This window comes from Pseudomonas sp. GW821-FHT02H09, from assembly GCF_059421425.1.
The window spans coordinates 1-26949 of record NZ_JBWKVA010000037.1 but is presented as its reverse complement, the minus strand read 5'-3'; the positions used below and the strand labels follow the sequence as shown (position 1 = coordinate 26949).

Annotated in this window: 28 protein-coding genes and 2 pseudogenes; 20 read left to right on the top strand and 10 right to left on the bottom strand. The window is 56.3% G+C overall.

All coding sequences use genetic code 11. The features are described from left to right. Nucleotides 1–394: 394 nt before the first annotated feature. The 4 genes from AC07VR_RS30940 to AC07VR_RS30925 all read right to left on the bottom strand — a co-directional run bounded on the left by AC07VR_RS30940 (nucleotide 395) and on the right by AC07VR_RS30925 (nucleotide 3481). Nucleotides 395–1015: a dihydrofolate reductase family protein gene (locus AC07VR_RS30940; RefSeq protein ID WP_495013559.1), complete on the bottom strand. Its 621-nt coding sequence runs from the start codon at nucleotides 1013–1015 to the stop codon at nucleotides 395–397. Nucleotides 1016–1216: 201 nt separating this feature from the next. Continuing rightward, complete coding sequence (locus AC07VR_RS30935) at nucleotides 1217–1696, bottom strand: VOC family protein (RefSeq protein ID WP_494992945.1); 480 nt, start codon at nucleotides 1694–1696, stop codon at nucleotides 1217–1219. A 344-nt stretch (nucleotides 1697–2040) separates the two neighbouring features. Further along, nucleotides 2041–2964, bottom strand: a complete 924-nt coding sequence (locus tag AC07VR_RS30930) for an NADP-dependent oxidoreductase (protein ID WP_495013558.1) — start codon at nucleotides 2962–2964, stop codon at nucleotides 2041–2043. Nucleotides 2965–3040: 76 nt separating this feature from the next. After that, nucleotides 3041–3481 (bottom strand): DoxX family protein, encoded by a 441-nt coding sequence (locus AC07VR_RS30925; protein WP_495013557.1) that lies wholly within the window; start codon nucleotides 3479–3481, stop codon nucleotides 3041–3043. 212 nt (nucleotides 3482–3693) lie between these two features. Between AC07VR_RS30925 and AC07VR_RS30920 the strand changes: the two genes are divergently transcribed. Continuing rightward, nucleotides 3694–4593 (top strand): LysR family transcriptional regulator, encoded by a 900-nt coding sequence (locus tag AC07VR_RS30920; protein WP_495013556.1) that lies wholly within the window; start codon nucleotides 3694–3696, stop codon nucleotides 4591–4593. Nucleotides 4594–4797: 204 nt separating this feature from the next. On the opposite strand, the gene AC07VR_RS30915 is transcribed toward AC07VR_RS30920, so the two are convergent. Next, entirely contained in the window at nucleotides 4798–5127 is a 330-nt protein-coding gene (locus tag AC07VR_RS30915; RefSeq protein ID WP_495013555.1) for a hypothetical protein, read from the bottom strand. A 274-nt stretch (nucleotides 5128–5401) separates the two neighbouring features. Between AC07VR_RS30915 and AC07VR_RS30910 the strand changes: the two genes are divergently transcribed. Beyond that, entirely contained in the window at nucleotides 5402–5872 is a 471-nt protein-coding gene (locus AC07VR_RS30910) for a hypothetical protein (protein WP_495013554.1), read from the top strand. A 144-nt stretch (nucleotides 5873–6016) separates the two neighbouring features. Here AC07VR_RS30910 and AC07VR_RS30905 read toward each other — a convergent pair whose 3' ends face one another. Next, nucleotides 6017–6946: a LysR substrate-binding domain-containing protein gene (locus AC07VR_RS30905; RefSeq protein WP_495013553.1), complete on the bottom strand. Its 930-nt coding sequence runs from the start codon at nucleotides 6944–6946 to the stop codon at nucleotides 6017–6019. Between the two features lie 210 nt (nucleotides 6947–7156). Here AC07VR_RS30905 and AC07VR_RS30900 point away from each other — a divergent pair, with 210 nt between their 5' ends. The 10 genes and pseudogenes from AC07VR_RS30900 to AC07VR_RS30855 form a co-directional block, all read left to right on the top strand. Then, entirely contained in the window at nucleotides 7157–7927 is a 771-nt protein-coding gene (locus AC07VR_RS30900) for an ABC transporter substrate-binding protein (protein ID WP_415765023.1), read from the top strand. A gap of 140 nt (nucleotides 7928–8067) precedes the next feature. Continuing rightward, on the top strand, nucleotides 8068–8757 hold the full coding sequence (locus AC07VR_RS30895; RefSeq protein WP_495013552.1) for an ABC transporter permease: 690 nt from the start codon (nucleotides 8068–8070) through the stop codon (nucleotides 8755–8757). After that, entirely contained in the window at nucleotides 8754–9467 is a 714-nt protein-coding gene (locus tag AC07VR_RS30890) for an ABC transporter permease (RefSeq protein ID WP_495013551.1), read from the top strand. The genes AC07VR_RS30895 and AC07VR_RS30890 overlap by 4 nt, the downstream gene beginning before the upstream one ends. 27 nt (nucleotides 9468–9494) lie before the next feature. Further along, entirely contained in the window at nucleotides 9495–10262 is a 768-nt protein-coding gene (locus tag AC07VR_RS30885; RefSeq protein WP_415765026.1) for an ABC transporter ATP-binding protein, read from the top strand. A 70-nt stretch (nucleotides 10263–10332) separates the two neighbouring features. Then, nucleotides 10333–11454 (top strand): DUF2817 domain-containing protein, encoded by a 1122-nt coding sequence (locus AC07VR_RS30880; protein WP_495013550.1) that lies wholly within the window; start codon nucleotides 10333–10335, stop codon nucleotides 11452–11454. Between the two features lie 262 nt (nucleotides 11455–11716). After that, on the top strand, nucleotides 11717–12790 hold the full coding sequence (locus tag AC07VR_RS30875) for an aromatic ring-hydroxylating dioxygenase subunit alpha (RefSeq protein ID WP_495013549.1): 1074 nt from the start codon (nucleotides 11717–11719) through the stop codon (nucleotides 12788–12790). Nucleotide 12791: 1 nt separating this feature from the next. Next, nucleotides 12792–13931 (top strand): FAD-binding oxidoreductase, encoded by a 1140-nt coding sequence (locus tag AC07VR_RS30870; protein WP_495013548.1) that lies wholly within the window; start codon nucleotides 12792–12794, stop codon nucleotides 13929–13931. Nucleotides 13932–13991: 60 nt separating this feature from the next. Further along, nucleotides 13992–15110, top strand: coding sequence for an S-(hydroxymethyl)glutathione dehydrogenase/class III alcohol dehydrogenase (locus AC07VR_RS30865; protein ID WP_495013547.1), 1119 nt, complete (start codon nucleotides 13992–13994; stop codon nucleotides 15108–15110). An 81-nt stretch (nucleotides 15111–15191) separates the two neighbouring features. Next, nucleotides 15192–15575: a VOC family protein gene (locus AC07VR_RS30860; protein ID WP_495013546.1), complete on the top strand. Its 384-nt coding sequence runs from the start codon at nucleotides 15192–15194 to the stop codon at nucleotides 15573–15575. A gap of 210 nt (nucleotides 15576–15785) precedes the next feature. Further along, a pseudogene (locus AC07VR_RS30855) lies at nucleotides 15786–16037 on the top strand (hypothetical protein); the annotation flags it as partial. A 130-nt stretch (nucleotides 16038–16167) separates the two neighbouring features. On the opposite strand, the pseudogene AC07VR_RS30850 reads toward AC07VR_RS30855, so the two are convergent. The 3 genes and pseudogenes from AC07VR_RS30850 to AC07VR_RS30840 form a co-directional block, all read right to left on the bottom strand. Then, nucleotides 16168–16653: pseudogene (locus AC07VR_RS30850) on the bottom strand (transposase); the annotation flags it as partial. A gap of 212 nt (nucleotides 16654–16865) precedes the next feature. Further along, nucleotides 16866–17435: a hypothetical protein gene (locus tag AC07VR_RS30845; RefSeq protein WP_495013545.1), complete on the bottom strand. Its 570-nt coding sequence runs from the start codon at nucleotides 17433–17435 to the stop codon at nucleotides 16866–16868. 406 nt (nucleotides 17436–17841) lie between these two features. Next, nucleotides 17842–18321, bottom strand: coding sequence for a DUF2059 domain-containing protein (locus tag AC07VR_RS30840; RefSeq protein WP_495013544.1), 480 nt, complete (start codon nucleotides 18319–18321; stop codon nucleotides 17842–17844). A gap of 484 nt (nucleotides 18322–18805) precedes the next feature. Here AC07VR_RS30840 and AC07VR_RS30835 point away from each other — a divergent pair, with 484 nt between their 5' ends. The 8 genes from AC07VR_RS30835 to AC07VR_RS30800 all read left to right on the top strand — a co-directional run bounded on the left by AC07VR_RS30835 (nucleotide 18806) and on the right by AC07VR_RS30800 (nucleotide 26248). Then, complete coding sequence (locus AC07VR_RS30835; RefSeq protein WP_494992949.1) at nucleotides 18806–19108, top strand: putative quinol monooxygenase; 303 nt, start codon at nucleotides 18806–18808, stop codon at nucleotides 19106–19108. 541 nt (nucleotides 19109–19649) lie between these two features. Then, nucleotides 19650–20426, top strand: a complete 777-nt coding sequence (locus AC07VR_RS30830; protein ID WP_494992950.1) for an ABC transporter substrate-binding protein — start codon at nucleotides 19650–19652, stop codon at nucleotides 20424–20426. A gap of 92 nt (nucleotides 20427–20518) precedes the next feature. Next, nucleotides 20519–21208, top strand: coding sequence for an ABC transporter permease (locus tag AC07VR_RS30825; RefSeq protein ID WP_494992951.1), 690 nt, complete (start codon nucleotides 20519–20521; stop codon nucleotides 21206–21208). Nucleotides 21209–21220: 12 nt separating this feature from the next. Next, the gene (locus AC07VR_RS30820) at nucleotides 21221–21919 is read left to right on the top strand and encodes an ABC transporter permease (RefSeq protein WP_494992952.1); all 699 of its coding nucleotides are present in this window, start codon (nucleotides 21221–21223) and stop codon (nucleotides 21917–21919) included. Nucleotides 21920–21927: 8 nt separating this feature from the next. Continuing rightward, nucleotides 21928–23040 (top strand): succinylglutamate desuccinylase/aspartoacylase family protein, encoded by a 1113-nt coding sequence (locus tag AC07VR_RS30815; protein ID WP_495013543.1) that lies wholly within the window; start codon nucleotides 21928–21930, stop codon nucleotides 23038–23040. A gap of 18 nt (nucleotides 23041–23058) precedes the next feature. After that, nucleotides 23059–23823 carry an ABC transporter ATP-binding protein gene (locus AC07VR_RS30810; RefSeq protein WP_494992954.1) on the top strand — a complete coding sequence of 255 codons (765 nt, stop codon included), beginning with the start codon at nucleotides 23059–23061 and terminating at the stop codon, nucleotides 23821–23823. Between the two features lie 132 nt (nucleotides 23824–23955). Next, nucleotides 23956–24864, top strand: coding sequence for a MurR/RpiR family transcriptional regulator (locus AC07VR_RS30805; RefSeq protein ID WP_495013542.1), 909 nt, complete (start codon nucleotides 23956–23958; stop codon nucleotides 24862–24864). A gap of 490 nt (nucleotides 24865–25354) precedes the next feature. Further along, nucleotides 25355–26248 carry a CHAD domain-containing protein gene (locus AC07VR_RS30800; protein ID WP_495013541.1) on the top strand — a complete coding sequence of 298 codons (894 nt, stop codon included), beginning with the start codon at nucleotides 25355–25357 and terminating at the stop codon, nucleotides 26246–26248. 299 nt (nucleotides 26249–26547) lie between these two features. On the opposite strand, the gene AC07VR_RS30795 is transcribed toward AC07VR_RS30800, so the two are convergent. Continuing rightward, nucleotides 26548–26949, bottom strand: a 402-nt coding sequence (locus AC07VR_RS30795) for a PEP-utilizing enzyme (protein WP_495013540.1), incomplete at its 5' end; no start/stop codon positions are given.

Sequence of the window (26949 nt, the reverse complement as noted above, 5' to 3'; positions counted from 1 at the left end):
TTACTGGGAGGGTTCGCACTGGCGCGGCATGTGTGCACTGCTGGCACCTCTGCTGGACCGATAGCCGAGCGCATCGGACCGGCTGCGTTGCCAGGGATAACTGGTTTTTGCATCAGGTAGATAACGGCCAGAAACGGACACCCGGGAACGCCTGCTCACGGCCCCAAGCTGCGGGAGTGACTGTCAGTCTGGAGCGCAGAGCTCCGGTCGTTACCTGTTGCAACCGACCTCAAGAGAACCCGCATTGATTTCATTCAATGCGAGCAGTTAGGGAATGAATCTGATTGGTCGCAGAGGCAGGCGTGTTTGCTCGACCATGCGCCTGCTCGCGTGAAGGCCGTGGCCCGTCAGGGATGTCGGCCTTCAACGAGTTGTCAGGCGTCACGGGCTTTTCCTACTCTTCAAACGCTCCTGTGCGCACGTCGCCGCTGCGCACGTAATGGGTGATCAGCACACCGCCAGGCGTGCTGGTCGAGTGCGCCAAAGTGAAGGCCGACGCTAGTGCGTCGTCGCCAAACAGGCGCTTGCCGCGCCCAAGTACGATGGGAAAAATCATAAGCCGAAGCTCATCCACCAACCCGGCTGCAAGCAGTTGGCGCACCATATCGCCGCTGCCCTGCGTCAATAGATGGGCGCCGTCCCGGTGCTTGAGCGCACGTATCGCGTCGGCAAGGTTTCCCTCCAACGCATGACTGTTCTGCCAATCAAGCGTATCGGATCGATGCGTGGCCACGTGCTTGGGCACGCTGTTGAACAGGTCAGCGATGACGCGGTTTTTTGAATCGGCCCGTCTGTGCGGCCAATACGCCGCGAATATGTCGTAGGTGCGACGCCCCAGCAACAACTCGAACGGCTGCGCGAACAGGTCCTTTATGGCCTGGCCAAAGGCTTCGTCGGCGTAGGGCACTATCCAGCCACCGAGGCGGAATTCGCCGCCGGGATCTTCTTCAGGCCCGCCGGGCGCTTGAATAACGCCATCCAGACTCATGAAAGCGGCAACGGTGAGCTTGCGCATACTCTTCTCCTGGTTCGTCCTCGTGAAAGTTCTCGTACAGGGAACGCCTACGATCACTGCGACCAATCAGATTCATTCCCTGACGGATAGTCGAACGAGACTCTGCGAAATCGACAGTGCGATGCCCGGATGAAGCCTTGTCCAGCGCTTGGCTCGAGCACCGGTCAGCATCCGACAGCGCCCAGCCCCAAGCCGCGCGGGTTAACGCTCAAGAGCCGCTTCGATCGCAGCGATGTCGATCTTTCTCATCCCCATCATGGCTTCGAACGCGCGCTTGGCCGTCGCTCGATCGGGATCGGCTATCGCGGCCGTCAGGACGCGTGGCGTGATCTGCCACGACAGTCCCCACTTGTCCTTGCACCAGCCGCATACGCTTTCCTGGCCGCCGTTTCCGACAATCGCGTCCCACAAGCGGTCCGTTTCGGCTTGGTCGTCGGTCGCAACCTGGAACGAGAAAGCCTCGTTGTGCTTGAACGCCGCCCCCGCGTTCAGCCCGAGACAAGGGATGCCCATCACCGTGAACTCGACCGTCAAGACATCGCCCTGCTTGCCCGCCGGATAGTCGCCAGGCGCACGAAGGACAGCTCCCACCGCGCTGTCCGGGAACGTCTCGGCGTAGAATTTCGCAGCGTCCAACGCGTCACCGTCGTACAAGAGACAAATCGTGTTCTTGCTGACCATCTTGGTTCTCCAAAATCGGGACTGACACCTTCATTCTAGCCGCGCAGCCAGCCGGACCACTTCGGCAACTTGCCTACCATGGGGTAGCGCGCATACGCGATCGTCCCCCACGGCGCCGATCGAGTGGAATTGTATTCACATATTGGATCAAGCCCATGGCCGACGCGTTTTCACAGCACTCACGACGCAGACCGCCCCAAAGCAGACGCTCATTTCCTCCGCCAGTCATAAGCTCTGATTCCAACCGCTAAAGCTTTTGCACCTCTTCAACAAATCAGACCATCCGATCAGGCGATGCAATCATGCGATCACCTGCATGCTTGCGGTCTTTTATTGCCTGACTTTTATTGGCCAAGATTGAGTACGATTTTGCCACGTGTATGTCCGGCCATACTTTTTCCTACGGCCTGCTTCACCTGCGAGATCGGGAACACGTCGACCTCTATTGAGAGTTGGCCGGCATCGAACAACTCGGCGATGGCCGTGAGTTGCCTGCCATCCGGCCGAGTGGCGAAGTTTTTTGCCGAAACGCCGTGCACCTTCGCCAACTCTGCGTTCGGCGCACTGACCGGCGACACCAGGACCCCGCCCCGCTTCAATACCTTCCAGGAATGTAGCTGGGTTTCGCCGCCAATCAGGTCAAGCACGATATCCACATCCGCCACTACCTCCTCGAAGGCCTGGCTACGGTAGTCGATCAGCTGATTCGCGCCGATTTTTTCCAGATAGTCATGGTTGCCGCTCGAAGCGGTGGCAATGACCGTGGCGCCGGCATGCCTGGCTATCTGCACGGCCATGCTGCCGACTCCGCCGGCGGCACCGTGAATCAGCACTCGCTGACCCGCCTTGAGGCCCGCATGCTCATGCAACGCTTGCCAGGCCGTCAGTGCCGCCGTTGCCACACCACTGGCCTGCAGGGCGGAAAGACTGCGCGGCCTGAGCGCCAGGCGATCTGCTGGTACGGCAGCCTTTGTGGCATATCCGCCGACGATGCCGATAAAACCAAATACCTTATCGCCGACCGCAAAACCACTCACACCCTTGCCAATCGCGGAAATCGTTCCCGCCACTTCGGTGCCCGGCGTGTAGGGCAACGGCAACGGGATGAAGGCTTTCATGGAGCCGGAAAGAATCTTCCAATCGATCGGGTTGACCGCGGCACCTTCCACGTCGATCAGCACCTCGCCCTCCCCCGCAAGCGGGTCGGCGACGTCTTCCAGGCGCAGCACATCCGGGCTGCCGTATTCATGTACACGTATGGCTTTCATGGTGAATCCTCGGATGATTTCGAAAGATGAAACCCGGGAGGCGCCGCAAGCGTTCATTCACTGCGGCGCCATTGGCTCAGCGACGACGGGCATCGAGGCTGAAGCGACCGGCGCCGAACGCGACGACCTGCAACAGGCCGCCCGCCATGGCGATGTTCTTGAAGAAGTGGATGAACTGGTTCTGGTCGCTCAGACCGTTATGGAATGCCAGGGCGGTGAACACGCTGAACAGGGCAAGCACCAGCGCAACAGTACGGGTGCGGTAGCCAGCGATCAGAGCAATACCGCCACCGATTTCGATGATGATGGCCAACGCTAGAGCAAGTTGCGGGAACGGCAGACCAACCGAACCGATGTAGCCGATCATCATCGCCGGGGCGCTCAGTTTGGAGACGCCCGAAAGGATGAAGATGGCGCTGAGAAACACACGGCCGACCAGAGCAGCCGTGGCGGTGGTAGCGACAGAGCCGGACAGTTCATGGGTATCGCGGGAGGTAGTTGCTGTAGATTGAGACATGGGTTGTTCTTCCATCAAATAGGGCGCATCCACCATGGAGCGCCGCATTGAGGAAAGTCTGCCACCCACTCTACAATCGCAATAGCCGACTAATTTCGACGATTACGTTCTATTTTTTCGAAATGTAATCACGCCCTGCTCATCTGGTTCTTGCGGCACTACTGCACGTGAAATCAACATAAATACCCCCGCAAGTGTTCAAGGAAATCGAAATGATCTCAGACCCAGGCACCCCCACTCTCGATCAACTGCGTGTATTCCTGACGGTTGTCGAGGTCGGCAGTTTTGCCGCGGCGGCGCGAAAACTGAGCAGGGCCACTTCTGTCATCAGCTACTCGATTTCCAATCTGGAGATGCAGCTTGGCGTTGTTCTGTTCGATAGAAACACCACCCGCAAACCCCAACTGACCGATGCGGGACGTACTGTGCTCGCCGAAGCACGCACCATCACTAATGGGGTCAACGGGTTGCGGGCCAAGGTGAAGGGGCTGCTGCAAGGCCTGGAGGCAGAGATCCACCTGGTGCTCGATGTGCTGTTGCCTGCCGAGCGCGTGGTCGATGCGCTCAAATCATTCCAGGAGACCTTTCCTACCGTATCCCTGCACCTTCATATGGAAGCCCTGGGCGCCGTCACTCAGCTCGTGCTCAATCGCAAGGCCAGCATCGGCGTGGGTGGCCAACTCGATAACATCATCGATGGAATCGAGCGCATCGGCATCGGCAGCGTCGAACTGGTGCCGGTCGCAGCGCCCAGCCACCCGCTGGCAACGACTCGGCTGAACGCCCCAGGCGCTGGACGCGAGCATGTCCAGTTGGTGCTGTCGGATCGTTCACCCTTGACCCAAGGCAAGGACTTCGCCGTCATCGGCACGAGGACCTGGCGCCTGGCGGATCTGGGGGCCAAACACATGCTGCTCAGGGAGGGGATAGGCTGGGGCAACATGCCGTTGTCCATGGTCAGGGATGACCTGGCGGCAGGCCGCCTTGTGCAACTCGACATGCCGGACCTCAAAAGCGGTGTCTACAGCTTCGATGCCATCTATCGCACGGATACACCGCCCGGTCCGGCGGCAAAATGGCTGATCGAGCGCTTCGCACAGCAACACGAGTAAAGCACCGACCATTCCAGTTTTTCGACCATTAGCGTCGACTTTATTCGGCTATTGCATGTCCTTTGCGTGTGGCAAATTCCTCCTCGCCGTGGCAGCGTCGCCGCGCCCGATCAGGAGCCCTGCCATTACAAAGGTGGATCACTTCCTGGCGCTTCTCGTGTGTGCGGCAATCTGCACCAGCGCCAAGGCCTCCATGCCACATCGTCATTTACGCGCCAACTTATACCTGACGCACTCTTCATAGAAGCTCTGCCGGACGGCAGCGGGCTTGAATCGGGATTTACTGTCGTAGGTTTGCTCGGTAATGCCCAAGGCCATCATTCGCATCCACCCCTTGCTAAACTTGTAAGCCTGTATCTTCTGGCGAGCGGCATACAGTGAAACCCCCGACAGCTTGAGTTCCTGGGCTCGTTGCGCGGTACCCGCTCCCCAACTGCACATAAACCGATCATTCGACATCAGCTCCCTGGCCTGGGCAGAGACTGTAACGCTCGCCAGGGCCAACGAGATGAGCGCGATCAATACATTACGCATTTGCATTCCGCCTAACCACCTGAAAATAAAGTAATTTTGGCGATAACTTTCAGGCTTGGGGGCCAGCAATATGCCTTCTATTCGGCTTGCTGGAGTTACTCAGTGACACCCGGCCGAGATGGGTCCAGACAGTAGCCGCTGTTTCGGGTCGTTCTCTGCCAGTGGTGACTGACTGCAACCGGCCAGAAGCAGCCCGTCGCGATCAGAAACGTTTGACGACAACGCGTCGCTCTCGCACTCTGTTTTGCCCCTTATTTCTTCACTAGGCTTCCCTATGTCATTCGCGACCGTAGTGCTGCTCGACTCCTGGCCACAGCCAAGTACGTCGCCCGAACCCGTTGTGTTCGCCACGGACACGCAGCTATGTTTACGGTATTGCACCGCTGGGGAAGAAATAGCTGTAATCCATTTTCCCCTAGTAAAAAAAATTCAGTTCGGCTCACCAAACGACGAGGCTTTGGGCGGCCATCCGCTTATTGGACTTGGCCTCAAGCATTACCAAATTCATCGAATAAATAATTCGCCTTGGCTAGCAGAGCTTGAGCAGAGAAACGCTATTCATCCGCGACACGATAAACAGCGGTTTCTAAAAGATGCCATCCATTATGTCTTTACGTTTCAGGACTCTACCCTGGAATGCATCGTAATTGAGGGGCAGTTCTGGCATCCAAAAGTACAAGTTTTTACCTCGGAGCAGAAGGCAAGGGATGTCTGGCGCGAACTGATAAATGACGTGGGCGCATGATCCCAATAGTCACGTGTGGATGACGGCTATGGGTCGTTCTCTGCCGGTCATGGTTACGAAGCGTGCTGGTCAAATCCGATGCAATCGGTGGTGAGATCGAATGCAAACGGGAGGTCAAGTGGCAACTATTCTATTCACTTATGGTCAGGTCAACAGTCGCTCACTTAGTGCCATTTGATCCCGTCCACGGGCTACCAGCCATCGATGGAAGTCACGACAGTGGGCTTTATCGAAAGCATCTTTGGCGCCCACTAAAAAATACGACGAAGGCATTTGCAGCCCCAGCGCGAACGGCATGATCAAACGCCCATCCGCCACGGCATCGGCAATCATAGAGTATTGCGCCAATACAACGCCTTGCCCAAGGATCGCTGCCTGGATTGCCATTGACGATAATGAGTAGACCCGATAACCATCACAGATTTGCGAACAGTCGACTTGTTGCGTACTGAACCAATCGCGCCAAGAGGGTGGGGAAGCGAATTTAGGCAGCCAATCAATAGATAATAGTGGATAAGCCAACAGATCCGCCGGAGTCCGTAACGGCATACCAGCACGCAACATGTGCGGGCTACAGACTGGAACGACACAATCGCGGAACAGCTCAATGGCGTGCTCGGTTGCCCCATAATCTCCATATGTCACCCGAAAGTCGATTTCATAGCCGTCAGGTGAGGGTTCAGCATGGCTACCATCAAGAAACAGATTGATTTCCGGGTGATCGCTCTGCCATGTGTAAATAAGCGGAGCCAGCCAATCTGAAAGTAGCGATGGCAAAGCACTGATTCGCAAGTTGGTAGCGCTCTTCGCTCGCTCGACTTCGACCTGAGCAATGCGCAGCATTTCGAATGCTGCCACGCAGCTATCGTGGTAACGCTGCCCCGCAGCAGTCAGGCGGATACGCTTGCCCACCCTGAAGGTCAAACTCATCCCCAAACTGTCTTCCAGCAATCTCATTTGCTGACTGACAGCCCCCGCCGAGATGCCCAGGCGCCTTGCCGCTTCGACAATTCCACCGAAGCGTCCTACGGCTTCAAACACCTGTATGGCCCGCAGAGAAGGCAAGGTATTCATCTGCACCTCCAGAAAATCGAGCGCTGATTAATACTTTAGCTCAGCTACACAAAGCAACAGTTTTTAACATCTTTTCGAATATTCAGACTCTCGTATTCTGGTCCTGCCAGCGCTGCCTCTTGCCGGCAGTGAGGGCACCAGAATTAGCCCTGCACCATGACCTTGCATTAGGCATGCGCAAACTCCAATGACTGAAAAAGGCAAAGAAAAATGAAAAAAATCATTCTGGCCACGGTATTTGCTCTCGCTTCGACCGGCGCGTTCGCTAACGATTTGAGCACGATTCGCTTCGGCGTAGATCCGACGTTCGCTCCGTTCGAATCGAAGGAGCCAAGCGGTCAATTAGTCGGTTTCGATATTGATCTGGGTAATGCCATTTGCGCTCAGCTCAAGGTCAAGTGCGTCTGGGTGGAGGTTGCTTTCGACAGCATCATCCCGGCACTCAAGGCGAAGAAATTCGATGGCATTCTTTCGGCGATGACGGTCAACGAAAAACGCAAAGAAAACATCGCGTTCTCGGACCGGCTCTACAATTCGCCCAATCGTCTGATCGCCAAGACTGATAGCGGTTTGCTCCCCACCGTAGAGTCGCTCAAGGGCAAGCGCGTCGGCGTCGCCCAAGGCAGTACCCAGGAGGCTTACGTCAGGTCAGTTTGGGCACCGCATGGCGTTACCATGGTGTCCTACACCAATCAGGATCTGCTCTACCCGGACCTGGTCAGTGGCCGTATCGATGCCACCCTGACAGATGCGGTCGTTGCAGACATAGGCTTCTTGCAGACACCCCAAAATACCGGTTTCGCCTTTGCTGGCGACACTGTCCAGGATGAAAAGCTACTGGGCCAGGGGATTGCGATTGGCCTGCGCAAGGATGACCAGGCACTGATCAAAGCCATCAACGGCGCGCTGGCAGAAATGCACGAAAATGGAACCTACGAGGCGCTTCAGAAGAAGTACTTCACTTTCGACATCTATAACTGAATCCTTTTCCTGGCGGGCTCTGATCGTCCTTGCGTAGATGATCAAGAGCCCTGGCCATATCCTCCCCCACAGTTCCCCCTGAATTCCAAGCCTCTAAATAGACGGTCAGCGGACCGCTATTGCCGAAGGAGAGACAGAACATGTTTTTACAGGGTTATGGTGCGTTGATACTCGAAGGTACCTTCGCAACCATCAAGCTGGCGTTGCTCTCGATGGTGCTGGCTGTGTCACTCGGTTTAATCGGTGCGTCGGCAAAGGTTTCCAACCAGCGCCTCTTGCGAGTGTTGGCAACAGGTTACACAACGTTGATCCGCAGTGTTCCTGATCTGGTGATCATGTTGCTGTTGTTCTACAGCCTGCAAATTTTGTTGAATGTTTTTACCGAACGGATGCACTTCGAGCAGGTTGATCTCAATCCATTTGTTGCCGGGGTTTTTACTCTTGGTTTCATCTACGGCGCCTATTTCACCGAGACATTTCGCGGCGCCTTTCAGTCAGTGCCTGCCGGTCAACTTGAGGCCGCAATCGCCTATGGAATGAATCGTCGACAAATATTTGTGCGAGTCCTGTTCCCACAAATGATGCGCTTCGCACTTCCAGGTATAGGCAACAACTGGCAGGTGCTGATCAAGGCAACCGCGCTGGTCTCGATTATCGGTCTAATCGATATCGTCAAGGTAACCCAGGATGCCGGCAAGCACTCGATGCAACTGTTCTACTTCAGTCTGATCGGCGCTCTGATTTATCTAGCGATTACCACCCTGTCCAACGGCATCCTGATGTGGCTGGAGCGCCGCTACTCTGCCGGTGTCAGAGGGGCACAGCTATGATCGAAATCATCAAGGAGTATTGGCAATCCTACCTCTGGTTCGATGGCTATCAACTGTCCGGCGTTGCCATGACGTTGTGGCTGCTGGTGGTTTCCATCGCCATCGGCGGCGTCTTCGCTCTGCCACTGGCGGTGGCGCGCGTCTCAAGAAATCCGTTCATCCGTGGGCCCGTCTGGTTCTATACCTATGTGTTTCGAGGTACGCCGCTGTATATCCAGTTGCTGCTTCTTTACACCGGTGTCTACAGCGTGGAAATAGTCCGATCCCAACCGGAACTGAATGCCTTCTTCCGCGAAGGGATCAACTGCACGTTACTGGCTTTTGCCCTAAACACCTGCGCATACACCACGGAAGTTTTCGCTGGAGCGATCCGCGCGACACCTTACGGTGAAATCGAAGCCGGTCGCGCTTATGGTATGTCCAGCTTTACCTTGTATCGACGAATCATTTTGCCGTCTTCGCTACGTCGTGCGCTGCCGTACTACAGCAATGAGGTGATCCTCATGCTGCATTCCACCACCCTCGCATTCACCGCCACCGTTCCTGATTTGCTTAAGGTCGCCCGTGATGTGAACTCGGCCACTTACTCCTCGTTCGAGGCATTCGGTATAGCGGCGGTGCTCTATGCCTTGATGGTGTTTACCCTGGTCTGGCTTTTTCGTCGCTGCGAAATTCGCTGGCTGGCCTTCTTGAAACCTCAAGCTCATTGATCTGCCGCCACTTGGAGAGCGTCGATAATGTACAAACTAAAAATAGATGAGCTGCACAAGAAGTACGGCCCTCATGAAGTACTCAAAGGTGTATCACTCAAGGCCAAAGCAGGTGATGTGATCAGCATCATCGGTTCGAGCGGATCGGGTAAGAGCACTTTCCTGCGCTGCATCAACTTCCTCGAACAACCCTGTGCCGGGCGAATTACTGTGAACAACGAGGAAATTCGCACGAAACAAGATATCAATGGCGCCATGAGTGTGGCCGATCCGCGCCAGCTGCAAAAAATACGTACCAAACTGTCGATGGTGTTCCAGCACTTCAACCTGTGGCAGCACATGACGGTGCTGGAAAACATCATCGAAGCGCCCATTCATGTCCTTGGCATCAAGCGCAAGGAAGCTGTGCAACGAGCCCACCAGTACCTGCGCAAGGTTGGCCTGGACTCAAGCGTGGACAGTAAATATCCCTCGCATCTCTCGGGCGGTCAGCAACAACGCGTGGCGATTGCGCGTGCGCTGGCGATGGAACCGGAAGTGATGCTCTTCGACGAACCGACGTCAGCACTCGACCCGGAACTGGTCGGCGAAGTGTTGAAAGTGATGCAAGCGCTGGCAGAGGAAGGCCGAACCATGGTCGTGGTCACCCACGAGATGGGCTTTGCCCGCAACATTTCCAACCACGTCATGTTCTTACATCAAGGTCGCGTAGAAGAAGAGGGACATCCCGGCGAAGTATTGGTCAACCCGAAAAGTGAACGATTGACCCAGTTTCTCTCCGGCCGCTTGAAATAGCGCTTCGCTCAAAACCCTCGCACCGGACGCTCCATGCGAGTCCGGTGCCAGCGATCGACAAGAGATGACCATGAGCACAGGCTTTCCCACACATCCGAGTTACAACAGCCAACGCGAGCAATTTCTGGCTGCCGCTAAAGCAGCAGGTGCCAGCCTGACAACTTACCCTCACCCGTCAAGCGGGCCTTTTGGCGAGCCACTGAGCACCGATGTTGCCTGGCTTGGCGATCCACGCGCCAGGAAAGTACTGGTCGCCCTCAGTGGCACCCACGGTGTTGAAGGTTTCTATGGCTCGAACTGTCAGATCAGATGGTTACAGGAATTCAACAAAAGGACCCTGCCTGCCAATGTCGCGGTGCTGATGATCCACCTCATCAACCCCTGGGGTACGGCCTGGATACGCCGCGTCAATGAAGACAACATCGACATCAATCGCAACTATCCAGACCTCACTCTAGGACTGCCCGATAACCGCCAGTACGAGGCACTACACGCTATCTATACCTGCGAACATCTGTCGGGGCCATCACGCGAAAAGGCCGACGCCCTGCTCGACGATCGCGTTCGCACAGAAGGCTGGGCAACGGTGATGTCGATTGTCGAGGCCGGCCAGTACAACCACCCTGACGGTCTTTACTACGGCGGAAAAACTGCGAGTTGGACGAACAAAACCCTGCATACGATTTTGCAGAAGCACCTGCACCACTGCGACACGGTCATGTGTTTTGACCTTCACACCGGCGCCGGGGACTATGGCCACCCCATGCTGATGACGATTGCCCAATCCGGCTATCCTGCGCTTGCCGATGCTCAAGCGATCTATGGGCCTTGGCTGTATACCCTGATCACTGGACCTGGCAGCCAGAGTGATACGGGCGTAGCCGCAACAGCGACTGGCTACACATCACAAGCCATCATTAACGCGCTACCGCACGTACACTTGATGCCATTCGTCATTGAATGCGGCACGTATCCGGGAGAACAGGTCCATACCGTTTTGCGCAACGACCATTGGTTGCACCTGCACGGGGATTTCACGGATCCAGCTGCCGGGCAAATCAAACGGGAGCTACTCGAACAGTTCTACCCAGCCGATCTTGATTGGCAAGCCGTCGTCTGGCAGCGCACTCGACAAATATGGGAGCGTGCCTTGGTGGCACTGCCACTCACTCAGCCTCCATCCCACCCATAAATCCCGGCCCTTCACAACGGCCGAAATCCATCGCGATACCCCACATTCAAGACTGCCTTGCGCGGTCTTGAATGCGTTGCCAAAGACGGGCTCAAGTACAGGTTCCTCGCAATCATTCAACCCAATGACCTGTTAGTAAATCTAAATAAACGAACAGATTTAAACATCTATTCTCACTCAAACAGATCCTCGTAACCTGTCCTCCTCATTAGCCATCGTTCGTCAGCAAAAGGCGAACAACAAAACAACAAGGAGAAATCCGATGTTCTTGCGAAACGCATGGTACGTAGCCGCCAGTGAAGCCGAGTTGGGTGAGGACCTCTATCCGGTAACTCTTCTCAGTGAGTCTGTGGTGCTTTACCGCAAGAGTGATGGCACCCCGGTAGCCCTCGAGGATGCCTGTCCTCACCGTAAGCTGCCACTGTCAATGGGCCGTCGCAAAGGTGATGACATTGAATGTGGTTACCACGGTTTGACCTTTGACTGCTCGGGTAGCTGCGTCCGCGCGCCCGGTAGTCAACGTATTCCCCAAGGCGCCAGGGTTCGCAGCTACCCCCTCGCCGTGCGCTACGGTTTGATCTGGATCTGGATGGGTGATCTCGAGCTGGCAGACGAAACGAAAATTTGTCACGTGCCTGAATGGGGTGACCCCGCGTGGGGGCTCAATCGCGGCGACAGCATGGTTATCCCGTGCAACTACCTGTACATGACCGACAACCTGCTGGACCCTGCACATGTCGCGTGGGTGCATCAATCTTCCTTTGGTAACGCAGCCTGCGCAGAAGAACCGTTGCAAACCACGGTAACCGATGTCGGTGTGATTGTTTCGCGCTGGATGCGCGATGTCGAAGTGGCACCTTTCTATGCCAAGTTCGTCAAGTTCAGTGGTCATTGTGATCGTAAGCAGCACTACGAAGTGCATTACCCGTCCCAGGCCATTATCAAGGCCTTGTTCACGCCCGCTGGTACCGGTAGTGATGAAGGTGAACTGCACGAACATGTGTTCCTGATGAACTCCTACAACTTCATGACCCCCATCGACGAATCGAACACGCGTTATTACTGGTTCCAGGTCCGTAATTTCGATACCGAAAATGAAGAGGTCTCACGCCAGTTCGACGAAGACGTGCGGCACGCCTTTGCCGAAGATCGGGTAGTGCTGAGTGCCGTGCATAAGGGGATGGCCAACAAGCACACACCCAACATCGATCTGGCTTCCGACTCCGGACCGCTACGCTTTCGCCGTAACCTCGATAAATTGATTGCCCAGGAACAGGCTGGCAGCTTGATTCCGCTGACCCAGCGATACACTGCGGAACAAAAGACGGAGGCTTGAGATGGGCACTCAATTGCAAACGCCGTCCTCCTCGGCAGGTTTCAAAACCTTCCGGGTGATTGAGAAAAAACAAGAGAGCGCCGTCATCTCCTCCTTCATCCTGACGGCGGTCGATGGCCTTTCCAACCCGGGCTTCCGCCCGGGGCAGTTCCTCATCGTTCGCCTGTCCCTGGAGGGCGGTGTCAAGGTGCTGCGCAACTACAGTCTCTCCGGAGACGCCAATGACCCTTCACGCGTACGCATTTCGGTCAAACGCGAGCCTGCACCGTTCGACCAGCCAGAGCTGCCACCGGGTCAAGGCTCCAGCCACCTGCACGACAATGTGCAAGTCGGCGACACACTCGAAATCGCCGGTCCTAAGGGCACCTTCGTGCTGGACGAAGAAAGCCCCAGGCCAGTGGTGTTGTTCAGTGGTGGCGTGGGACTCACACCGATGCTGAGCATGCTCCATCAACTGAGTACACATTCGTCGCGCCCGGTGTATTTCATCCATGCCTGCGAAAGTGGAGCGGTACATGCTTTTCGCGATGAGGTTTTGGCACTGGCCAGCCGTCGCCCAGGGATCAGCGTGCATTTCTGCTATCGCAACCCGAATGCCGACGATCAGGCCAGCGCGGCCTATCACAGCCAAGGTCTGGTAAGCCGGGAAACCTTGCAAAGGCTTCTTCCACTGGACGATTACGACGTCTATCTGTGCGGCCCCCGGTTCTTTATGCAGGCGAACTGGCGCCTGTTGCGCGACCTCGGGATCGCCAGCCAGCGCATTCATTATGAGTTCTTCGGCCCGGCGACAATCCTCGAAGAGGATGAAGTCGTACCGGTGGCGCCCCCTCCTCGCACGTCGCCTGTACCCAAAGCGCCGACCGCGTCGATTGAAGGGGCCCTGACCGTGGAGTTTCTGCCATCGGGTACGCGCGTGGCATGGGATCAGAATTGCCCATCACTGCTCGAACTTGCCGAACAGGCTGGCCTGACTCCGCCATTCAATTGCCGGGCGGGGCTGTGTAACACCTGCCAGGTCACCCTTCGGGAAGGCTCTGTCGAGTATTTCGAAGAGCCACTGGATCCCCCTGAAAGCGGCAACATCCTGCTCTGTTGCACCCGCCCGACCACCGCGGTGACGGTGGACTTGCGGCAGTGATCCTTCCGGTCACGACCAATCACCGCCTAGCGCTTTCGTTGCACTGAGGAAATCAAAAGAATGATCAAATCGCGAGCCGCCGTAGCCTTCGCGGCCAACCAGCCCCTGCAAATCGTTGAAGTCGATGTGGCGCCACCCCAGGCGGGTGAAGTACTGGTGCGCATTGTCGCTACCGGAGTTTGCCACACCGATGCCTTTACCCTTTCCGGTGCTGACCCGGAAGGTCTTTTTCCAACCATTCTCGGTCACGAAGGCGGTGGTATCGTCGAGGCGATTGGCGAGGGCGTTACTTCCGTCGCTGTGGGCGATCACGTGATCCCGCTTTACACCCCTGAATGTGGCGAGTGCAGGTTCTGCCTGTCCGGCAAGACTAACCTGTGCCAGAAAATCCGTGCCACTCAGGGCAAAGGCCTGATGCCTGATGGCACCATCCGTTTCTCATACCAAGGCGAGCCCATCTATCACTACATGGGATGTTCGACCTTTTCTGAATACACCGTACTACCAGCAATCTCGCTGGCGAAAATCCCAAGGGAAGCGCCGCTGGAGAAGGTGTGTTTGCTCGGTTGCGGTGTCACGACCGGCATCGGTGCAGTGCTCAATACCGCCAAGGTCGAAGCAGGCGCTACGGTAGCGATTTTCGGTTTGGGGGGCATCGGCCTGGCAGCCATCATCGGCGCCACCATGGCCAAGGCGGGGCGGATCATCGCTGTGGACATCAATCCGGCCAAGTTCGAGATAGCCAAACAACTGGGAGCCACCGACTTCGTCAATCCGAAGGATTACGACAAGCCAGTTCAAGATGTCATCGTTGAATTGACCGAAGGCGGCGTCGACTACTCCTTCGAGTGTGTCGGCAACGTTCAGTTGATGCGCGCGGCGCTGGAAAGCTGCCACAAGGGTTGGGGCGAGTCGGTGATCATCGGCGTCGCCGGTGCTGGCCAGGAAATCAGCACCCGGCCATTTCAACTGGTGACCGGTCGCGTCTGGCGCGGTTCGGCCTTTGGCGGCGTGAAGGGGCGCAGTGAGCTACCCAGCTATGTCGAGAAAGCGCAAAAGGGCGAAATCCCGTTGGATACCTTCATCACCCATACCATGGGGCTCGATGACATCAACAACGCCTTTGACCTGATGCACGAAGGCAAAAGCATTCGCACCGTCATTCATTTTGATCGCTGAGCTTGGGCTCAGCGACGTTCGTCAGGGTTGCCCTGACATAACTGCACCACCCACTGTGTTTACACTCGGAGAAGTAAATAGATGAGCATCTTTACCCACGTTACCGTCGGCACCAACGATCTGAACAAAGCCCGTGCTTTTTATGACAGTGCTTTGGGTCAGTTGGGCCATAAGCGCATCGCCGATCTGGCCGACAATGGTTCGATCTGGGGTGAGAACGCCCCCTCTTTCTTCGTTTTAAAACCAGCCAATGGCGCCCCTGCCAGCATAGGTAACGGGGTTACTGTCAGCTTCGCAGCTCCGAATCGCGCCTCGATTGATGCTTTCCACGCTGCAGCACTGGCGGCCGGTGGTACCGATGAAGGGGCGCCAGGAACCCGCGATTGGGCGCCGAATGCTTATGCCGCCTATGTCCGCGACCTCGACGGCAATAAACTGGCCGTTTATTGCTTTAAACCAGCCTAAACGCTGATCCTGCGTCCTTAGAAGTCTCCAGATTGAATCGCCTCTGATTTTTTTCAGAGTCATCTGAGAGACTTCTATTCGCCGGTTATGGTGCCGGCGTAAGGATGCAGACTTCAGGCGCAATTACTCCTCGCTTGGCTCGAACAGCGGTGTTTCACAGACCTCGGTCGGACGGGCCGCTTGGATTTCATAAATCTGCTGCTGGGCCTGATCTACGCCTTCCTGTTCAAGCGTGGCCTATTCCTTGCCCTGCTGGAGTTCACCTCGGTGAATTTCGCTTGGACATTCCAGTTCCCACCCAGTGTGATTAACATGCAGGTGATCTGGGCCATCGGTGTAAGCATGATTGCCCTCGCCATGCTGGTCTGGCTGCCAAGTCCAACCCTGTTTGCTCTTGGACTGCTCATTGTCGCCGGACACAACCTGCTCAATGGTCTGCACTTCCCGGTCGGTTCTATAATCTTCATGGTTTGTCCTCCACGTTGAGGGAGGACCCCGGCCAGCTTTCGCGTCAGGAAGTGCGTTGCACCCATCTACTGTTTGAGCGTCCCGAAGGGATGATGCTCGATTCAATTTCTCCAATTCGCCGCTACAGTTTGGCACTCGTGAAATTGCGGTCGCGGTTGTTGACTGCTTTGAATTTACTGCTATCGATGGGGATCAGATTCTCTCCAAAGAGTTCCGACTGCTGACACTGCACAACGAACTAGCGACAGACGCCTCGGATGGCCTTGCTATTGCCTTTTCGGAAGTTCGCGATGGTCTTGAAGTCCGGCATCAAACGCCCGGTCAACCACAAAAGCTCAACGTTGCGTTGAGCTTCTCGTTCCAGCCGCCGGCTCGACTGAATGCGGTTGAGATAGCCGTAGATGTAGATCTTCAGCAGGATTGAAGGATGGTAAGCAGGCCGGCCTGTGTCAGCAGGAATAGCACCGTCAAAACCCAGATTGACTAGGTCGAGGTCATCGACGAAGACGTCGACTATGCGAATCGGATTGGTATCGTTGACGTAGTCGTCGACGCTTTCGAGAAGTAAGGTGCCTTGGCCTCGATGTTCACCTTGGATGAAGCGCTTCATGGGCGATCCCTGAGATGAAACCCTCAGAAATCATAGCAAGGGCTCGCGGAGGTGTTTTTACACGCTCAGGGCCTATAGCTGTCCTTCACGAAGGGCTACAATCAAAACCGGTCAGTCGCGACGGGCAGAAAACGGCCAAAAGGAAACGGTCTTGAAAACCGTCGGCTGTAACAGGTCCATGAGTCTCAAAATCAGAATAACTAACTTCCTGGCTACTCATTTTTTTTCCCACATAAATAAACTCTTGAGAAGTTAGCCAGACACCAATAAATCAGCGCAAACCCATACCCCAAAAGCATAGAGATCCCAGAGGAATAGATCACTTGAATAAATTTTGACTCATAGATACACATCCTCATGCAATTCGGCTCTGCCGGAAGCGTAACATTCAAGAAAAATAGTCCAATGCAAATCATTACCAATCCCGGTAATGCTTTCAGATGACGCCTCCACCCGGTAAGCGAACCAACATACATTTCCCTATAGGGTTTCCATCGCGCGACAAGAAAGGCGTAATAAAAACTAAACAACCAAGCCAGTAAAAATATTAATTGTGTAGCCTCAGGAAATGACGATTTTCCGGCCCAAACGTTTATCGATGAGATATTGGCTCCGGCGATCGCGGCAAGCCCCGCCACCCATTGGACCCCCATAACGTCCTCACTATACCCGCCAAAAACTATTACAGACGTGAACAATAATGGAAGCCAAACTATCCACCTTCGATAAAAAGCATCACCAGCAATTTCCTGCACAAGCTTCGAAGTTGATGGATTACGCATACGCCCTCCTTAACACCGTCTAATTAACGTTCTCTCATACCTTTGATCAGATGTTTTTCTAACGGACTTGCCCTGCCTCGGTGGACCCCAGGTCACCACTGAGCCGGCGAGCATTGCCTGAAGATCGTCCAGGCTCAGGAATTGACGGGCGCGCAATTGACGCGGCTTCCACCAATCCGGCGCAACGAAATACAGCATCTTGTCGACGTCGAAGATCGAATTGATGAACTCGGACAGGACATTTCGACCGCGAGGGTCCACGGCCGTGTACTGTGTCTCTGTCATCAGCGAACTGATTAGGCTGAGGTAAACGACGATGCGCTCTTCTGCCACCTTGATGTACGACTCCTGTGTCTTGCGGGCGTTTTCGTTCGAGGCCGCGATGCCGGTCGCCCTGATTTACAGTCTATTTCGGGATGTATTTGGACAGGGTTGCCTTAAGCGCCTCGGTGACAAGAGCAATCAGAATTGGCTGGGAACTCAACTGCATATCTCTACCAATTTCGGATTGTTGTTCTTTCACTTTTCCCGCGTATTTTGATGCGCGGCCTTCAGATACGAGTGATGACAACTCTTCTTGAGAGAATGACTTCTCATAGGCTGCTGCAAGGTTTTCATTCCACTTAGGCTGATACTGCGGCAGCAATGCATTGATTTCACCAGACACGGCACTGCTTGCATCTGCACTTCCCAGCTTTGTGGCGATCATCGCGTAGGTGTTCGTTCTTTTCGCTGCCAAAAGTGCAAGGGTAGAGAGGTTACTACCTATCTGTGCCTGGGCAATGAATGTGCGAGCATCCTTATGAGAGGGTGTTTCAGCAGACACTGTATTTGAAAACGCGACGAGCACTGTGAACACGATAGTGGCAGAAAAAATCCTTTTCATTTTCCAGCTCCATAGGAGGGAAATAAGTGTTTCATCAGCGTAGTTTCATCCCGGAGGTTGTGCCACTTAGTGACCACTGTTGCGGCAGGTGGTTTGAGCGCGCCGAGACTTTGAATAGCCTCGTTGAGGAAACTCGAATCACACCGGCTTTTTAGGCGCCACGACGGACTGCTTTTGGCCGATTGCGGCCATTCACTACTGACCGCTTTCGGCCAGGAACTGCCGATCAGCAAAAATTTAGCGCCAATGAAGTTTACTCAAAGAACTATGCTGGTTTACTCGGCACGAGTCCTGGAAGCCCGCTGACTCAATGCTGCGTCTGAAGCAACACCCTCAGAGGCGGCGGCAACGGCCACATTGCAGCGCTTGGGCGGCTGGGCAGTACCGTCGTGGCGGGTGTCTATGCCGAATCGGAGAGTATCGCGTCGGGCTTACTGGAAAGCGTGACGCAGGGTGATGTAGTCATAGCAACAGGAGGCACATCATGGTCAAAGTAGCGTTGTTCGTTCGTCTGCAAGCAAAACCCGGGAAAGAGAAAGAGGTAGAGAGCTTTCTCCTGGGTGGCCTTCCAATCGTGGAGCAAGAGCCAGCCACCACGGCCTGGTTCGCAATCCGCTTGGGACCGTCCACCTTTGGCATCTTTGACGCCTTCCCGGATGAAGCAGGCCGGCAGGCCCATCTTTCGGGCAAGGTCGCAGCGGCGCTTATGGCCAAGGCTCCCGAGCTGTTTGCCAAACCGCCGTCAATCGAGCAGGTTGACGTCCTTGCGGCCAAACTACCCGGTTAAGCCGGCTCGACAAGGCGCTCCAGGCAACGTCCCTGCTGCCCGCGTTGCCTCACCGATGTGCAAGGGATCAACGCCGTAGAGATCCTGCAGATCGTTGCCAACATACGCGTAGCGGTGCTGTAACGGGGCTGCGCGGCCTTCGCTCCAGCGTTGCCCACCCGATGCAACGCTGCGCTTGTTCGCCCCTTCCGCCCTTTCAACCTCAGCGTGAATTCGTTATTGCGACGGATCTGGTACGCCCACGCCCCCCCGGTTTGCACCCATCTGCAGAAATGACGACCCGGCTGGAGACTCACCAGAAATGATGTTTTTATTTTCATAAATTTGATTTATGAAATAAAACGTGTCATTTATAGGCTCGACAAGATCATCAATACCGACCCACCTCGCCAGACCGGACGGCAAGCACCCTCACCTTTCAGGGCAGATCGCGACGCCGACTGAGGCAGTACCTCAGCCACAGCAGTTCCCCGAGAAGCGCCCACGCCGGGTACTTGCGGGTATCGAACCACCCAAACACCCTACAAAAGGAGTCAAAAACATGAACAAGACTGGACTTCTAGGTGCTCTGGCACTTTGCGCCTTCAGCATCCTGGCCCACGCCGACGAAGAGAGTCTGCGTATCGGTATCGAAGCCGCCTACCCACCCTTCTCTTTCAAGACCCCGGAAGGCAACGTCAGCGGTTTCGATTACGACATCGGTAACGCGCTATGCGAGGAGATGAAGGTCAAATGCCAATGGGTCATTCAGGAATTCGACGGCATGATCCCCTCGCTGAAAGTGCGCAAGATCGATGCCGTGCTGTCATCGATGTCGATTACCGATGACCGCATGAAGTCAGTCGACTTCAGCAAAAAGTACTACCACACGCCGGGCAAGTTCGCGATGAAGGACGGCAGCGTGATCAACAACCCTCTGGTTGATCTCAAAGGCAAGAAAGTCGGCGTGCAACGCTCCTCGACTTACGACCGTTTTGCCACTGAGCAGCTTGAGAAAGCCGGGGTCGAGGTCGTGCGCTACTCCGCACAAAATGAAGCGTTCCTTGACCTGGCTTCGGGTCGTCTGGACGCCACGCTCGCAGACATCGTCAACACCGATGAAAGCTTCATCAAAACGCCTGCCGGGAAGGGCTTCGCCTTGGTAGGGCCGGACATCAACGACCCGAAATACTTCGGCAGAGGCGCCGGGATCGCCGTGCGCAAAGGTGACAGCGCGAACGCCGCACGCCTAAGTGCAGCGATTGACGCTATCCGGGCCAATGGCAAGTACCAGCAAGTGATGGCCAAGTACTTCGCGTTCGATATCTACGGCGAATAAGCGTCCACCCGTAACTCCGGCGCCGGCCCGTTGCAGGCGCCGCCTTTGGCTTGTCCCGCGCGCCTCCCGGCGCTCGTTTGAGGAACTTCATCATGCTTCACGGCTACGGATCGAGCATTCTCGATGGCGCCTGGCTGACTATTAATCTGGCCCTGACCTCCATGACCCTGGCCATTGCCCTGGGTCTGATCGGTGCAGCATTTCGCTTGTCATCGATCAAATGGCTGGCGGCGCTGGGCGAAGGTTATACAACCGTTATTCGCGGCATCCCGGACCTGGTGTTGATTCTGCTGATCTTCTACGGCGGCCAGGATCTGGTGAACCGCATTGCCCTTGCGCTCGGTTACACCCGGTACTTCGACATCAATCCCTTTATCGCCGGCGTCTGCACCATGGGCTTCATTTTCGGCGCCTATCTCTCGGAAACCTTTCGCGGCGCCTTTATGGCGATCCCTAAAGGTCAGGGCGAGGCCGGGGCAGCCTACGGCATGAGTGGCGCGCAGGTGTTCTGGCGGATTCTGGTGCCACAGATGATTCGTTTCGCCATTCCAGGCTTCACCAACAACTGGTTGGTACTGACCAAATCTACCGCGCTGATCTCGGTCATCGGTTTGCAGGACATGATGTTCAAAGCCAAGAACGCAGCGGATGCAACCCATGAGCCCTTTACCTTTTTCCTCGCGGTGGCGGCTCTTTATCTGATGCTGACCAGCCTCTCGTTGCTGGTGCTGCGTTATCTGGAAAAACACTACTCGGTCGGCACCAAAGCCGCCGAACTGTGATTGGGAGCGAACATGATCCTCGACTACAACCTGATCTGGGAAAACCTGCCGCTGTACTTCAATGGCGCCTTGCTGACCCTGAAAGTTCTGCTGATTTCCCTGGCCTTCGGCCTGGTGCTGGCAATTCCGTTGGCGCTGATGCGGGTGTCCAGATCACCGCTGATCAACTTCCCTGCCTGGCTTTACACCTATGTGATTCGCGGCACGCCAATGCTGGTGCAATTGTTCCTGATCTATTACGGGCTCGCGCAGTTTGAAGCGGTACGCCAAAGCGTGCTCTGGCCTTACCTGTCCAGCGCGACCTTTTGTGCCTGCCTGGCCTTTGCGATCAATACCAGTGCCTACAGCGCGGAACTCCTGGCCGGCAGTTTGAAGTCCACTTCCTGCGGCGAGATCGAAGCGGCCAAGGCCATGGGCATGTCGCGCTTCACCCTGTACCGCCGCATTCTCCTGCCGTCGGCCTTGCGCCGGGCGCTGCCGCAGTACAGCAACGAAGTGCTGATGATGCTGCAAACCACCAGCCTGGCGTCCATCGTCACGCTGGTCGACATCACCGGGGCCGCGCGTACGGTCAGTTCGCGGTTCTATCTGCCGTTCGAGGCCTTCATCACCGCCGGCCTCATTTACCTGGTCCTGACCTTCATCCTGGTTCGTCTGTTCAAGCTGGCCGAGCGCCGCTGGCTGGCGTATCTGGCACCGCGCAAGCACTAAGGAGCTTTATGAAGCACATTCAATACCTGTTGCCGTGGAGTGCCTCGGGCACTGAACGACACCTGTCGCTGTTTCGTTTTGGCAGCGGGCCGCGCAAGGCTTATATCCAGGCATCGCTGCATGCCGACGAGTTGCCGGGCATGCGTGTCGCCGTTGAACTCAAACGCCGCCTGCGCGAGCTGGAAGAGCAAGGTCGCCTGAGCGGCGTGATCGAGCTGGTGCCGATGGCCAATCCGATCGGTATCGCGCAGATGTTCCAGGCCACCCACCAGGGCCGCTTCGAGTTCTCCAGCGGGAAGAACTTCAATCGCGACTTCCCGGAGTTGGCTGACGCCGTGGCACCACACCTGGAAGGTCAATTGGGCGAGGATGCCAACGCCAACGTCGCACTCATCCGCCGCGCCATGAGCGATGCCCTCACCAACATGAGCGCACCGACATCGGAACTCGATGGCCTGCGCCGACTGCTGATGCAGCACGCTTGCGATGCCGATTTCGTACTGGACCTGCACTGCGACTTCGAGTCGATCATGCTGCTTTACGCCATGCCGCAAAACTGGCCGCGCTTGCGCTCGTTGGCCGCGCGCCTGAATGCTCGCGCCGCGCTGTTGGCGCAGGATGCTGGCGGCAGTGCGTTCGATGAAGCCTGCGCCATTCCCTGGCTACGCCTGGCCGAACGCTTCCCTGCCGCCAATATTCCGCTGGCGTGTGTGGCCACCACCATTGAATTGCGCGGCATGGCCGACACCGAGCGCGAGCAATGCGTCGACAACGCAGACGCCATTCTTGGCTTTCTTGCCGAACAAGGCCTGATCAGTGGTGACTGGCCGGACGCTCCGCCGACCTGCTGTGAAGCCACGCCGTTCGCCGGTGCACAGTACGCCTATGCACCGCATCCGGGAGTGGTGAGTTTTCTGCAACCGGTGGGTGCCTGGGTCAAGGTCGGCGACCCGCTGTTCGAAGTGATTGATCCGCTGACCGATCGCCACAGCGTGGTGCTTGCCAGCACCGACGGCATCCTCTATGCCCGCGAACGTCTGCGCTTTGCCCAGCCCGGATTGTGGCTGGCCAAGGTCGCAGGCGTTACCCCTATTCGCCAGGGTCGCTTGCTCAGCGACTGATTCAAAAGAGTGGAAACCATGTACAAACTCGAGATTCAGGATCTACACAAAAGTTACGGCACACACGAAGTGCTCAAGGGCGTGTCCCTGGAGGCGCAAGCCGGTGACGTGATCAGCATCATCGGCTCCAGTGGCTCTGGCAAAAGTACCTTCCTGCGTTGCATCAACCTGCTGGAGCAGCCCAACGCGGGCAAGATTCTGCTTAACGGCGAACAGTTGAAACTGGTGACCAACAAATCCGGCGGGCTCAAGGCCGCCGAGCCCAAGCAGTTACAACGCATGCGTTCGCGGTTGGCGATGGTGTTTCAGCACTTCAACCTCTGGTCGCACATGAGCGCCCTTGAAAACGTCATGGAAGCCCCCGTGCATGTCCTGGGCATGGACAAGCAACAGGCTCGGGAAAAGGCCGAGCACTACCTGAACAAAGTCGGCGTGGCGCACCGTCTGGACGCCTACCCGGCGCACATGTCGGGCGGCGAGCAGCAGCGCGTGGCGATTGCCCGCGCGTTGGCCATGGAACCTGAAGTGATGCTCTTCGATGAGCCGACTTCAGCACTCGACCCTGAACTGGTCGGCGAAGTGCTTAAAGTCATGCAGGACCTCGCCCTGGAAGGTCGAACCATGGTGGTTGTGACCCATGAAATGGGCTTCGCTCGCGAGGTATCCAACCAACTGGTGTTCCTCCACAAAGGCCTGGTCGAAGAGCGCGGCAACCCGCGCGAAGTGCTGGTCAAGCCACAGTCCGAGCGCCTCCAGCAGTTCCTGGCCGGCAGTTTGAAATAACCGGCACCCTCACTCACCAACCGTTGGCTCGGCGCTGCACGCCAACGGTTGGCTTCGGATACACTTCAGCCAACCTTATGCCAGGGCACCAGGCACAGTCCCTTCTAACCATCAAAAAATGTTGAGCCGGATATGCCGACCCCATCGAAAAACACGACTGTCTATGCCGCACCGGTGATGCGCAAACTGGCGGAAATCGTTTCCGATTTGCAGCCGTCACTGCGCAAGGTGGCGGACTTTATCCTGCGTCACCCACTCAAGGCAGCCACGCTGACCATCGAGGAGCTGGCTCACGAAACGTCCACCTCTCCAGCCGCGGTCAACCGCCTGGCCAAGGCCTTGAATCTGGGTGGCTACACCGGCATGAAGGCCGAGCTGGTGGCGACCTTGCAGCAAATGGTGTCCCCGGTCGACAAACTGCGCAACGAACTGGCACACCGCACCGGTGGCGCGTTTGGCCTGCATGAACAAATCCAGAGCGCCACCAGCAACCTCGGCACCGCAGGCACCAACAACCATGCAGACACCTTTGAAGCTTTCGTCACCTGCCTGACCAAGGCCCGCAAAATTTACATACTGGGATTTGGCAACAGCGTCTACATGGCGGGACTCGCAGCCTCGACCCTGATGCCCTTCTGTGCCGACGCCACCGCCATCAGCATGGAGGGCGGCAACGAAAACGCCGCTTACCGCCTGGCCGCCATCACCGATCAGGACATCCTGTTGGCGATCTCGCTTCCGCGCTATTCCCTCGACACCCTGCAGCTCTCACGCTTTGCCCATGAACGTGGCGCTACGGTGCTGGCGATCACCGACTCACCCGCCTCGCCATTGACCAATATTGCCCAGCACGTGCTATTTGCCCCCGCCGACCACCCGGTACTGACCAGTTCCAACATCGCCGTACTCGCGTTGATCGAAGGATTGGTGGCGGGCGTGATGGCGCGCAACAAAGAAGCCGTGAAGCTGGCAACCGAACTGACCGAAAGCGTGATGTCTTACCTGCATGTACCCAATAGCAGCAAATCGTCAAAGAAGTGATAACGCGCTCAAGGCGGCGGGCACATCGAACTCCATGCCGGCGGCAGCATCAGCCCTCGTGAGGCGCAGCCGCCAGACCGGAGTGCTTCACCGCTTCACGCGGCAGGTCGGCCAGGTGGTCCTGAAGGTTGGCATAGCTAGCTTCCAATGCAGGCACTTCGTGGAGTGGGCGCGAAAGCAGAGCATGGCAACGCGGGATGAGGAAGTTTCATGGCCGCAAACCAGTACGAATGCACGCTAAGCTGACGAAAAACTCAGAGCGCAAGCGTTCTATTATGTGAGCCAGACGAACGTTGGATGTTCTGAATACGACGACCTTTTGCTGAGTGAGGGCATGAAACACATGCCTGTACCGGGCAGAAGGTCGTTGTTTATTGCCCGGCACCCTGCGTATTGACCCGATCAGTGTTTCACTGAGGAATGCTTTCCTCTAAGCCCCAACTTCCTCTGCTAATCTGGCTCCATCATCTCTGCAGTTGGATGGAATTTGATGGCATTCGTAGACTTGTTCGTTGCCCAAATCGTAGCGCTCGAGGTAGGGCTCTACCATGCTCACGCCCGAATGGACGCCAGGACGGACAGTGAAGCGTTGCATGACCTCAGAATCAATCTGCGGCGCATAAGAAGTCTGTTACGACCATTGCGCGAATTAGAAGGCATCGCACGACTGAATGAGGCAGCCGCCGAGGTGGGCAGGCTGACCACCCCCGAGCGTGATCTGGAGGTATTGATCGAAGAGCTTGAGGCGCAAGGGTTCACAAAGCAGGCCAATGTCAGAAAGGCTACTTTACAGGCCAGCTATGGCCGGATTGTTAGAGACCGTGCGATCAACCAGCTCTTTTCACAACTGGATGAGTGGCCCCCGGTTTTCCGAAGTGCTGAGCGGGCAGGCGCATTACGCAATATTAAAAAGCAGATCATCAAACGCTTGCACAAGCAGGTCGAGCGTCTCAAGACTGCGTTAGCAGACCCGCAGTTTGATCGCCATCAGTTAAGAATTCTGGTCAAGCGTACGCGCTACCTGAACGATGCTTTTCCTCAACTTTCACTCCTGTCTGATGAAGCCGCAGCATCGCTCAAGGCAGTACAGTCAGCCCTCGGCGCTTGGCATGACCATTTCCAGTGGTGCCTCAAAGCCAAACACGAAAAAGACCTGCAGCCGCTTGCGCAGGTGTGGCACGCAGCAGCCGAAACTGCACTCATGAAAGCAGAGGCTCAGTTGGCACAGCTGCTACGGCTACTTGCGACGAAAAAGCGCTTACCTCAAAGATCTGGCAAAAAACAAAATAAAGACCTGCCGATGCACGGCAATGCCACTCACGTAGTGCTCGCGGGCAATGACAATTCCGTCAGCATTTCACTGCAGCTTGTCGGTAGGGAATGAGGAGCATCGAGTCGAGCTTGCAGTCGTTCGGCAAAGGCTTCTGCTTGCTCATGACTGCAAAAACTCACAGCGCAGGTACCCAATGTTACCTCCCACCCAGCCTTGCTCTGTGCTGGTTTTATCTCAACTTTCATCCGTAAAGTCCTCAGGGAAATGACACAAGGAGCAGATGATAGCTTGTTCGCATGAAGTGGCCAAACGCCATGTGATGGCTCTATCTTACGGCTTTCAGGCTTACTGATTGTTGATTATTGATGCCGTCAGTTGGCAGGGTAGCGTTTTAGACCACTCGCGCTGCGCTAACTCGGGCTGTCGCGCCAGCGCCGCAGGTCGGCCAGCCAGGCCTCCGGCCGCTCGATCAGCGTCTCGTACTCGCCGCGCCAGATTTCGCCGCTGTCGCCGTCCAGGGTGATCAGCTCGCCCTCGGCCAGCACCTCGCCGCTGGCGAACTGTAGGTAGCCGCGCTCAGCCTCGACGTGCAGGCTATTGCAGCCGACCAGGCAGACCTTGTCCATCTGCCGTGCCACCACCGCAGCATGGGCGGTGCGCCCGCCGCGCACACTGAGCACGCCGTTGGCCAGGGCGATGCCGGCGAGGTCCTGGGTCGCCATCTCCGTCCTTACCAGGATTACCGACCTACCGGCTCGGTGCAGCGCTTGCGCCGCGGCCAGGCTAAGGGCGATGCAGCCGCTGGCGACCCC